This window comes from Bacillus sp. AP50 (genome assembly GCF_040492675.1).
In the GTDB taxonomy this organism is placed as follows: domain Bacteria; phylum Bacillota; class Bacilli; order Bacillales; family Bacillaceae_G; genus Bacillus_A; species Bacillus_A cereus.
In genome coordinates, this window is sequence record NZ_JBEUTW010000742.1 from 1 (window position 1) to 1,050 (window position 1,050).

Here is a 1,050-nt window from a genome sequence, read left to right on the forward strand (position 1 = left end):
GCATAAATGATTATACAGAAATCAACAGAAGAATAACAAAGGGAATTAGTCATTTGAAGGAAAATGGAACAACTATTTTTACATTTTATAAATTCAAAAAAGAGCACCGCATAAAGGTGCTCTAGTGATGGAACTAATTTTGTAAAGAACTATTTATTCAATAAAGAAGGACTTACGAATTATTATATGAACGTTTTGTTAATTAAGTGTGTATCAATTAGACAGGAATTTTATTTCTCTACACCTATTTGATTTTACGGGCCAAATCATGTTAAAAGTAGGAAGGAAATTATTAAGTTAATGTTATTTTGTTTAAAATAACATCCCAATCGGAATCATCACCTTCCCATCTATCCTGATAACGTGGGAGTTCAATTGAACAAACCCGCGATATTCCCCAATTTTGTTCAACAATATTAGATATACCCTCCTTGAAATTAACAATAAGGATATTAAAATCCTTATTTGTAATTTTAGATAATACGTTTTGTAATTCAACCGCTTCATCTCGATTTCCCCAAATTCTAATGAATAAAATGGATTCACTACTATTTATTTTTTCAAGAAATTGATTAATTCTAGTGTCTAATTTAGCTTTAAAAGAAGGATAGGTTGATTTCAAATCTTTTTCTGAATTAATAGGAAAATCATGCATTGAAAAACAATTATAATAAGTGTCCTTTATACAGTAGGTAATTCGTTCTGCCCATTTAATTTGATTATCAAATTCTGATTCAATAAGACCGTAACTTTCGGAACCTTCTATAACCATATTTTCCAACTTCATGAATTTTTTAAATCGATTTTGAAGTAATCTGTTTACATCTGAAAGTGATGGATAATAAAACCAATCTAAAGGTCCAGAAAATGTTCTTAAATTGTGTCTTTTGATTTGGTTGGTGACTTGACACAATCCTCCTAAACTTACAATTACGCCATAGGATTTTTGTATATCTTCTAGGTTCATCCTCATCATCCTTTATAAAAGTAATTTAAATTATCTGTTCAGTATATGATGCAATAACATATTGATGTGGACCTATATATCAC

The 1,050-nt window shown here is 28.9% G+C and carries 1 protein-coding gene; it reads right to left on the reverse strand.

All coding sequences use genetic code 11. From position 1 onward, the window contains the following. Positions 1–292: 292 nt before the first annotated feature. The gene (locus ABWK52_RS29080; RefSeq protein WP_001047151.1) at positions 293–967 is read right to left on the reverse strand and encodes a papain-like cysteine peptidase; all 675 of its coding nucleotides are present in this window, start codon (positions 965–967) and stop codon (positions 293–295) included. Positions 968–1,050: the final 83 nt, after the last annotated feature.

Excerpts from the sequence above, each read along its gene's own strand:
- ABWK52_RS29080 (WP_001047151.1), bottom strand. The coding sequence starts at position 967 with ATGAACCTAGAAGATATACAAAAATCCTATGGCGTAATTGTAAGTTTA.